The organism is Novosphingobium sp. AP12, from assembly GCF_000281975.1.
Lineage (GTDB): Bacteria > Pseudomonadota > Alphaproteobacteria > Sphingomonadales > Sphingomonadaceae > Novosphingobium.
The window spans coordinates 1-9,501 of the sequence record NZ_AKKE01000148.1 but is presented as its reverse complement, the minus strand read 5'-3'; the positions used below and the strand labels follow the sequence as shown (position 1 = coordinate 9,501).

The following is a 9,501-nucleotide window of genomic DNA, read 5'->3' as shown; positions in this document are numbered from 1 at the left end:
TGCGGTGCGCCTGCCGAGAGGTCGCACGCGCGCGGCAACGGCGGTGGCCGGCGCGGCGGTCCCTTGCTCGCTGCCGGCCCTGCGGCCGTCTCGCTTCGCGCGGTCCGCCTTGCCGGATCACGGCATCGCCGACCGGCTTGCACCGGCCCGCCTGCGCGGTCCTGGTGCATCGCCCCGGCTTGCCTGCGGTGCGCCTGCCGAGAGGTTGCAAGCGCGCGGCGAGGGCGGTGGCCGGCGCGGCGGTCCCTTGCTCGCTGCCGGCCCTGCGGCCGTCTCGCTTCGCGCGGTCCGCCTTGCCGGGTCACGGCATCGCCGATGGGCTTGCACCGGCCCGCATACGCGGTCCCGGCGCATCGCCCCGGCTCGCCTGGCCGGCGCGATCCCGGAGCCGGAAAGAGGAGGGGGAGGGAGGGAAGCAGTCCTTCACATGGAGAGAGACATGCTGACCTTCTTCCGTATTGTCGACACGCGCACGAAGCTCCTTTCGAAGCCCGCGCCGCTGAACGCTCGCGAGCTCGCCAGCTTGCGCTCGATCCTTCAAGGCGCAGGCGTTTCCCCCATCCTCGATGACGGCGAACTCGACGGCACCGCCTACAACTTCGAGGCCAACGCCAACGGACTTGCGATCGCCCAATTTGCCGCTCTCTTCCGTGAACGCCTCGACCTTCTCGCGGTCCTTGAGGAAGCCCAATTTCTCGGAAGATCGATCCGTGTCAGCCGAACTGCCCGCAATCGGGACGCCCTCCTTGAGGTCAGCGAACACATCGCTCTTTCACCCGAGATCGCGGTCACGCAGACTCAGGCAGATCGCGTGCTCGAATGCCTCGATCTTGATCCGGCTACCTCCACCGAGATCCCGCTCGATGAGCTCCGTTCAAAATTGAGCAATCCCGCGACTTATCATTGCTTCAGGCGACGGGACCTTGCGAACACATACGAGTACCTTTCGCGGCTCTCGTACACAGATTGCGGCGAGCAATTCCCACACCTGGCTTGGGCCTAAACCTTCCTCCCAAGCCGCACACTGAAAAGGGCGCCGGAGTACCCTCCAGCGCCCTTTTTTTGCAAGCTGCTCTCGCGATCTTCCCCCAGTCGCAAGGCCCCTTACGCTGGCTCCAAAGCCTTTTCCCTCTGCGGCCTGTGAGCCACCTTCTCTCCGACCGCCTCCAGCGCTTCCAGCGCTACCTTCGGCTTGAGTTCCACGGCACGTGTCAGGATTGCGATCGCAGACTCAACCGTCAGCTTTTTGACAAGCCTCTGGAGCTCCTTCTCTCGCTCCTCGCGCTCCATCTCAACGAGGCGGTTTCGACGCTCGACCAGCTCACGTTCCGCCGCAGCGATTGCCTCGCGTTCCTTGTCCAATTTCCCTGCCATAATCATCTCCGATCAAGTGCAGTCCTCGCGACGGTTTCTATCACGATTTCGCGATCTGGCGAGCCGCCAAATTGTGCGGGCACTGGCACAGCATCGCGCCCAGCCATCTTCGGATTGGATCACCATGGCATTTCACCGGGCAAGACCAATCGCACCCGCTTCACCATCGGAGGCGTACTTCCCACTGCGGTCTATCGACCCATCTGTCCCTCACGGGACTCCAATCCTCTTCCAAGGTACCACCCAGTCAACACTCAAAGACAGGTAGGCCGCTCAGTCCCTATTTTGTGCACACCCTACACGGCAGCCGTGAGTGTAAGTGATTGATATACCGCCGGTATCGCATGATACCGGCGGTATCAAATGATACCGCAACGGCGCAGAACGGCAATTCGCCTGATGTTTCAATGCATTAGTTCGATATCGTACGGTATCGGAAAGCCAATAGACAGCCCGAATTGGCCCCGGTAGAACCGTTGATGCGATAGCCGAACCAAGCTCCAACATTGTTTGGAGCTTCAATGAAACAAGTATCTGGAAGTCAGCAGCTGGGCGTCCGACTGACGCCGGAGTTGCTGCGCCTCGTTGATGACGTGGCCTCGGTAAGATGTTGCGACCGTCCCGAAGCAATCAGGCACCTCATTCAGGTCGCGGCGCCGCTCGTTCTCAAATCCAAATCTATCAACATCGAGCGGCTTCTCACCGGGCTCGAGATCCTCGTCATCGACTGCCTGAGAAAGGCGTCGGAAACAAACCCTGACGACGTCGACATGCTGGTCAAGGCGGCCTCCACCAACGTGGAGACGTACCATGTCTGACCAGGACATTCGCTTCAGCAAAAAAGCGGCCACGATCGAGCACCATTCCGCTCGCGGAAAGGTCGTCCGCAACTCCGGCAATTTCACGCGCGGATCACAGCTTTTTTCGCATGAGCTGATGATGACCTGGGCCGGCGTCCGGGTGCCGATTATGACGTGGCTCGGCACGTCCACGATCCTCCTGTCGGTAGTCTCATTCTTCTACTTCCAGGAGCACGAGGTCCAGCTCGTCCTCATGAAGATTTATGCGGAAGTGTGGAACTGGGTCGCGCTCAATCCGCACAAGCAGGTCAACCTCACGCTGCCCGATAGTTCGGTGGTGGTGGGGCAGATGTCCTGGGTGCCTTTCCATTCAGCTGTGGTCGCGGCCTGGGACAAGTTCATGAGGCTGTTGCTGGCCTCCGGGCTTGGCTCGGTCTTCATCTGCGCACCGCTGACCCTGTGGTTCGTCGACTACTCCAAGAAGCGCGGAAAGGAGATCCTGAAGGAGCGCCACGAACGGGGGGCGCTGCTGATCTCGCGCGAGCAGCTGACCGAGGAAATCGGGCGCCACAACCGTGAAGAGTTCCACAAGGAATGTACCGAGCGGACGCCGCCGGTCTCGCCTGCCAAGGTGTTGAAGCTACCTATCCGCAAGCGCATCCAGAACGACTTCCACGTGCCCTACCGGCTCGCAACCATCCCGGTGCCGTGGCGCCTCGAGCAGAGCCACATGATGTTCATCGGTACCACCGGCGCCGGCAAGACCACGGAGCTCAAGAAGCTGGTCACCCAGGCCCGTGCCCGCGGCCATCGCTGCGTCATTTTCGACCTCACCGGGAGCTTCGTGGAGAGCTTCTACAACCCCGAGAGCGACACCATCCTCAACACGATGGACAAGCGCTGCAAGCCTTGGACAATCTTCTCCGACTGCGACAATTACGCCGAGTTCCTTTCAGCCGCAGAGGCCCTCGTTCCGGGCGGCCATAACTCCGAGGACGACTTCTGGCAGAAGGCGGCCCGGACGCTCTTCGTCGAGATGTGCATGAAGCTCATCCAGAAGGGCGCCACGAGCAATGGCGCTCTGGCCTACCACTTGATGCAGGCGGACCTCAAAAAGATCAGCGAGGAGCTCGAGAACACCGTCGCCGCGCCGCTGGTAGCGACCCAGGCTGCAAAGATGGCGGAGTCGATCCGCGCGACCTTCAACACGCACGCCAATGCCCTTCGCTTCCTGCCCGATCCGGCGCCGGGCGAAGAAGGATTCTCCATCAACCGCTGGATGGCTCAGGAAGGCGACGAGGGGGCAATCCTGTTCATCACCTCCACCCATCCAGACCTAGTGCTGAACAGGCCTCTGCTGACGCTCTGGATGGACCTTGCTGTGAACGCCTTGTTCCGCATCGGCCGCACCCGCAACCTGCGCACCTGGTTCCTGCTCGACGAGGTCCATTCGCTCCACCGGCTGCCGGCGATTGAGCATGGTCTGCAGACCGCGCGTGCGGTCGGCGGAGCCTTCGTCCTGGGCATCCACTCGTTCGGAAAGCTGGCCGAGACCTATGGCGAGAACGGAGCCATCAACCTTGGTTCGCTGGCTCGAACCAAACTCATCCTGACCACATCGGATATCGAGACCGCCAAGCGCTGCTCGGACTTCATCGGCAGCCGGGAGGTCCGCCAGATGGATGAGGCCTACAGCTACGGCTACAACAACTCGCGTGACGCTTCCACGATCACGCCGCGCAAGGAAGTGCAGCACCTTGTCATGCCCGATGACATCAAGGAGCTGCCGGCGCTGCACGGCTTCGTGAAGTTTCCCGACGGCTTTCCGGCGGCGCAGATCCAGCTCAAGTGGCAGGCCTATCCCGAAGTCGCCAAGGGCTTCGAGCGCGTGACCACCATGCGCGCCTCCGAGTACACGCCGCCGGAAGAAGCCGACGAGGACACCAAGGGCGAAGAAGGGCGCGAGACCGACACTCCGGACAACAAGCCGAACGAGGTGCTGCACCTGGGGGAACGGCAGCCAGAGCATGATCCGATCACCGGTGAGATACGGTCAGAAGCCGAGCTTAACGCGGAGGCCCTCAGGCTGGTCTTTCCCTCCCCGCCGACCGAGCCCAACGCGCCGCAGCAACCGAGCCCCCCAAGCGATCCATCGCCGCAACTCGCGCCCAGCGCCAAGACATGGTTGTCCGGGATCCCTCCTCAGACTGGAACCGCCGACGATCGCAAGGAAGCGGAGCGCACGCAGCCCGGGAGCACCGATGCGCAGCGGTTGCAGAAGTCGGATCAGCGCAAGGAGACCGATCGCCCAGGCGCGCCCAAACAGGACCAGGAAAGCCTGATTGCGAGGGAGGAACGCCAGGGCATCGGTATCGAGGAAGAGGAGCATAAGCACGACAAGAACGCCGGCGATGATTTCGGGATGGAGATGTAGCTTATGCACTCCATTGCATCGGTGCGCTCCGCAGGGGGAGCTGCAAGCTACTTCGCCAAGGATGACTACTACACCGCCGAGCATTCATCGGAGGCGACAGGGTGGGGCGGCAAGGGCGCCGAGGAGCTCGGACTGTCGGGCGATGTCAGTAAGGACGACTTCGAGAACATCCTGAACGGCAAGCTGCCGGACGGGACTCTGGTCAACCAGACCGCCAACCGTCGCACGGGCATCGACCTCACATTCTCGATGCCGAAATCTGCCAGCGTCATGGCCTATGTCGCCAGCGACAAGCGGATCCTCGAAGCCCACATGACCGCGGTCAAATCCACCATGAGCTGGGTGGAGCGGACCATGGCGGAAGCGCGCGATTACAGTCGCAGCAAGAACGGGGAGCCGGTTCGCACAGGCAACCTGGTCTACGCCCTTTTCGAACATGACACGAGCCGCAAGCTTGATCCGCAGGGGCATATCCATGTCGTCATCGCTGCGATCACCAAGACTGCCGCGGGCAAGTGGCAGGGCCTGTGGAACGGGCAACTCTGGAAGAACAATACGGCGATAGGTTCCGCCTATCATGCCGCCTTCCGCCAGGAGCTTTCAAAGCTCGGATACGAGACCCAGCTGACCGGCAAGCATGGGGCATTCGAGATCAAGGGCGTTCCGAAGGAAGTCATCCAGGAGTTCAGCAAGCGCCGCGAAGAGATCGTGGCGAAGGCGAAGGAGATCGGCGTCACCACGCCCCAGGGTCAAGATCGGGTCGTCGTCACCACACGAGACGCCAAGCTCGAAGTCGAGGACCGGGCCAAGCTCGGCGAGACATGGATCGCGCGCTCTGTCGCGCTGGGATTCGATGGGAAGGAACTGCTCGCCGAGGCGCTTGGCCGCAGCGTCGGATCCATGGCGAACGATCGCGATCAGCCGATTGGCTTCGCCAGCAAGGTGGCGGATATCCTTGCCAGCGTACAGAGCGTCATTGGTGATTATCTCCGGCCTTCCGACGATCTGGCGACGAAGGGCCTCGCGCGCATCGCGCTAACACCGGCGCAGCTGCGCACGGAGCTGGCCGTGGGTTCGGCCGTCCGAATCCTGGGGCAGCGGGAGGCGGCATTCTCGCTGACCGACGTTTACAAGACCGCCTTGAACCTTGGCCTTGCCGGTGTGACCATCGAGGGGGTCGAGAAGCGTGTCTCGGCGCTTATGGAGGGTGGGCAGCTCATCAAAGGCGCCACCGATCGGCTCGACGGTGTGTTCACCCATGTCACGACCCCGGAACATGTTGCCCAGGAGAGGCAACTTCTTTCCGGTATCGACAAGGGCCGTGAGGCGTCCATGCCGATCGTACCTGGTGCGCAAGTTGCAGAGCGCCTGAAGCAAGCGGGCGGCGAGCACCAGCTGAACGGGGAGCAGCTCGCCGCCGCCACGCTCGCCATGTCCACCTCAGACCGCATCGCCGTCATCCAGGGCGTCGCCGGCGCCGGCAAGACCACTCTGGTCCAGTCCATCAAGGCGCTCGCCTCGCAGGAGGGCCGGGAGACTCTCGGCCTCGCCTTCGCCAACAAGATGGTCGGCATGCTGCGCGACGAGGCAAAGATCGAGACCCAGACCGTATCGAGCTTCGTCAACGCGCATTTGCGCGGAGCACTCGCGGGGAGCGGACCCGCGTTCGACGCCTCGAGCGCCGCATTGGCGGGCAAGGTGATCGTCCTGGACGAATCCTCGCTGGTGGCGAACGACGCCATGAACAACCTCGTGACGATCGCCAACAACCTGAAGGTCGATCGGCTCATCATGATCGGCGACTTCAAGCAGCTGCAGTCCATCGACGCCGGCAAAGCCTTCCAGCTGGTCCAAAGCCACCAGCCCGCGATGGCGAAGCTCGACATCAGCCAGCGCCAGAAGACACAGCACATGCAGCAGGTCGCAGCCCTCAGCCGCGCCGGCAACTTCCGGGAGGCCTTTGATGTGCTGGGCGAGCGCGTTCAGTCGCACGGCAACGACTACCTCGAGAAAGCCGCGGAGAAGTGGCTCAGTCTCGCGCCCGAGGAGCGAGACGGCACCGCCATCTACGCGTCCGGCCGCGTGTCGCGCACCACTCTCAACAGGCTCGTCCAGGAGGGGCTCAAGGCGGAAGGCACCATCAAGGGCGAGGGTCTCAGCCTCAAGACCCTACAGCAGGTCAACGCGACGCGTGAAGAGATGCGCTACGTCCAGACCTACAAGGCAGGGCAGGTTCTCGATGTCGTGCGCAACTCGCCCACGGTGAGCCTCGCGCGGGGGCGCTATGAAGTGCTCGGCTCCGACACCAAGGGGCGCGTTGTCGTCCGCAACGAGCGCGGGACCGAGATCCGGTTCGACCCACAGCGGGTCCATCCCGACGACAAGAAGGAAGCGCTGAAGCTATCGGAGAAGATGGATACGACGCTCCACGAGGGTGACAAGATCCGGTGGACGGCGAACGACAAGCAGCGGGGCTTGGACAACTCCGATTACGCACGGGTGCTGTCGATCAGCGAGAACGGCGTGAAGATCGAAAACGCCAGGGGCGAAATCCACGAGCTGCAGCATGGCGACAAGATGCTCGAGCGTCTTGGGCTCTCCTACGCCATCAACATGCACCAGGCTCAAGGTATGACCACCGACAAGGGCATCGGTGCGATGCACTCGGCCGAGCAGAACCTCGCAACCCAGCGCCTCACCTACGTGATGCTGACCCGTGTGCGTAACGACATCGAGATCTTCACGAACGACCGGGACCAGGTTCTCCAGACCATCACCCATAATCCGGGCGATAAGCCAAGCGCCCTCGAAACAATCGGCGAGAAGCAGATCGACACGGGGCGAAGCCTCGACCCTGCAAAGGCAGGGACTTTCAGCCCGACCATCCCCGCCGACGTCCTTGTAGGGGGCGCCGCCAAAGCGGCCTTTCCGACTACCGGGATCGATGCACCAACACCAGCCAAGGAGCCAGCGATGCCGCCGCCGGCGAAGGAAGTCGACCTACCCGAACGCAATATTGAACGCAGCCGATGAGGAGCGAACACATGACCGAACCGTCCGTCGTCGTCGCCTCCGTCGTCCGGCAAACCGGGCTTCAGGATGTTGCGGACGCCATCACCGTCGATCGGCCACAGGCGTGCGGGCAGCAGGCCCAGGTTACTCCTCGATGTCAGGAACTGGCGGCCGCCAATGCACGCCAGCAAGTTCTCGCAGACGTTGCCGCGATCGGCGTCGCCCTGTTCGTTGCCGCAGTGGTCGGAAGAATCGCTGTGACCTTCGTCAATGTGTTCGGGACATGCCTGAGATACCATCGTACGAGAATACAGGTACGGGCTTCAGCGGCCAGGCGCCCTCCGCACGGAGGGCTGCTCGATGGCTAACTCCAGCATTCTCCATAGCCTCGCTCCCCTTTTGATCGTCGCCGGTCTCGCCGTACTCCTCAAGGCATGGCTTAACCGACCTTCGGGCCCAACCCTCGACGTAAGACCGGCTCCGTTGATGTCGAATATGGAGCGGAGAACGATCACGTATCTTGAGGCAGCGCTGCCATGGGCGAGGATCCACGCCCAGGTCTCGATGGGCGCGATCCTGGCTCCCAAGAAGGGCCTGAGCCGGTCACAGGCCACCACCGTCCGGAACAGATTCTCCAGCAAGCGGGTGGACTTTGTCGTCGAGGACAAGGGAACGGGAAAGGTGGTCCTGCTTATCGAGCTGGACGATCGATATCATCGACCCGAACAGGATGCCCAGCGCGATCGTATGATGGCGGCTGCAGGCTATGCGACGCTGCGACTGCCGGCGTCCGAACAGCCTACTCGGGAAAGCGTCCACCGCCACCTTCGGCACGCCTTCGAACAACAACCCGAACTTCTTCCCTGGCAGGTGCGCTATGGGCCTTGATGATCGCGACTATATGCGAGACCGCCATCGCAAGCGGCGCGGGCTCTCTGCCGACGAAACCCGGTGGAACAATAAGAAATCGCGGGTGGAGCGCGACGACGGTGTTCCGCTGGGGAGCGCCAGCTGGATCGGGAAAGATCCTTCCGAAGCGATCAAGAGCAAGCACCCCGGATATGCCACCGCCAAGAAGGGCTACAAGCCAAAGGCGACGGGTGGGGCGTGGTTCGAAGCCAAAAATCAGGGCTTCGACTACCAGAAGAACCGCTGGCGACCCAAGGGCGCGCGAGCCAGAGCGCGAAAGGCAAAGCTGTCCTCGGCCGGCAAACTCATCCTGCCCCTGATCCTGCTGACCTACGGCGTCCGGATGTACACTGATGCCAAGCGCTGGGACTTCCTCCCGGAGCTGGGACTGTCCGAGCCGTTCCCGGAGAGCGGTGAGTTCAAGGTGCGCCGCGCCCAACGAGCTCGTAGCACCGATCCATCCCAAGGCGATGGTTACCATCCTTGCGCCTGAGGACGCCGAAACATGGCTGCGAGAGACGTATGAGGAGGTTCTTGCGCTTCAGCGACCCTATGCGTCCGAAAAAATGACAGTCCGCGGCCCGCTCTGCCCGACATGTAAATCTGAGCGTTAACGAACAGCTGCCAGTGGTGACTTCGCCTGCATTGCTATCGTGGTCGCGTTACGAAAGCGACGCCAATGGAATCCTGACCCCACTGCTGTGCCCGACCTGCACGGATCAATCGCTTTCGGATACCACCGCAGAACCGTCCCCGTGTCGAGCATGACACGACGTAAGTCCCCTCAGCAGCACTTCCCCCCGCCCGCGCCGCTGAAGCGCGCGGCCTCGCGGTTGCGGAAGAACTCGAGACGCGTCATCGGCGCGGCCTCGGGATGATGCTGGGCCATGTGCGCGAGGTAGACTTCGTAGGGCGGCTGGCCGACCATGAGCCGGGCCATCTCGCGCAGCCGGCGGACGAGCCCGCTCACGA

General features: G+C 62.5%; 9 protein-coding genes. 7 read left to right on the top strand and 2 right to left on the bottom strand.

The features are described 5' to 3' along the window. Positions 1–439 precede the first annotated feature (439 nt). Complete coding sequence (locus PMI02_RS26030) at positions 440–1,003, top strand: hypothetical protein (protein ID WP_007686613.1); 564 nt, start codon at positions 440–442, stop codon at positions 1,001–1,003. A 101-nt stretch (positions 1,004–1,104) separates the two neighbouring features. On the opposite strand, the gene PMI02_RS20795 is transcribed toward PMI02_RS26030, so the two are convergent. After that, a complete protein-coding gene (locus tag PMI02_RS20795) occupies positions 1,105–1,362 on the bottom strand; it encodes a hypothetical protein (protein WP_157222622.1) in 258 nt (85 codons plus the stop codon). A 533-nt stretch (positions 1,363–1,895) separates the two neighbouring features. Here PMI02_RS20795 and PMI02_RS20790 point away from each other — a divergent pair. From PMI02_RS20790 to PMI02_RS27370, 6 genes are read left to right on the top strand one after another with little or no spacing between them, the layout of a single operon-like run. Continuing rightward, entirely contained in the window at positions 1,896–2,192 is a 297-nt protein-coding gene (locus PMI02_RS20790; protein ID WP_007686610.1) for a hypothetical protein, read from the top strand. After that, on the top strand, positions 2,185–4,608 hold the full coding sequence (locus tag PMI02_RS20785) for a type IV secretion system DNA-binding domain-containing protein (protein ID WP_007686607.1): 2,424 nt from the start codon (positions 2,185–2,187) through the stop codon (positions 4,606–4,608). The genes PMI02_RS20790 and PMI02_RS20785 overlap by 8 nt, the downstream gene beginning before the upstream one ends. A 3-nt stretch (positions 4,609–4,611) precedes the next feature. Beyond that, on the top strand, positions 4,612–7,641 hold the full coding sequence (gene mobF, locus PMI02_RS20780; RefSeq protein ID WP_007686605.1) for a MobF family relaxase: 3,030 nt from the start codon (positions 4,612–4,614) through the stop codon (positions 7,639–7,641). Between the two features lie 11 nt (positions 7,642–7,652). Then, a complete protein-coding gene (locus tag PMI02_RS20775) occupies positions 7,653–7,988 on the top strand; it encodes a hypothetical protein (protein WP_007686603.1) in 336 nt (111 codons plus the stop codon). Further along, positions 7,981–8,508 (top strand): DUF2726 domain-containing protein, encoded by a 528-nt coding sequence (locus PMI02_RS20770; RefSeq protein WP_007686601.1) that lies wholly within the window; start codon positions 7,981–7,983, stop codon positions 8,506–8,508. Before PMI02_RS20775 ends, PMI02_RS20770 begins: the two co-directional genes overlap by 8 nt. Then, entirely contained in the window at positions 8,498–9,022 is a 525-nt protein-coding gene (locus PMI02_RS27370) for a hypothetical protein (RefSeq protein ID WP_007686599.1), read from the top strand. The genes PMI02_RS20770 and PMI02_RS27370 overlap by 11 nt, the downstream gene beginning before the upstream one ends. A gap of 291 nt (positions 9,023–9,313) precedes the next feature. Here PMI02_RS27370 and PMI02_RS20760 read toward each other — a convergent pair. Further along, a partial coding sequence (locus tag PMI02_RS20760; protein ID WP_052025685.1) for a YbdD/YjiX family protein occupies positions 9,314–9,501 on the bottom strand: 188 nt, incomplete at its 5' end.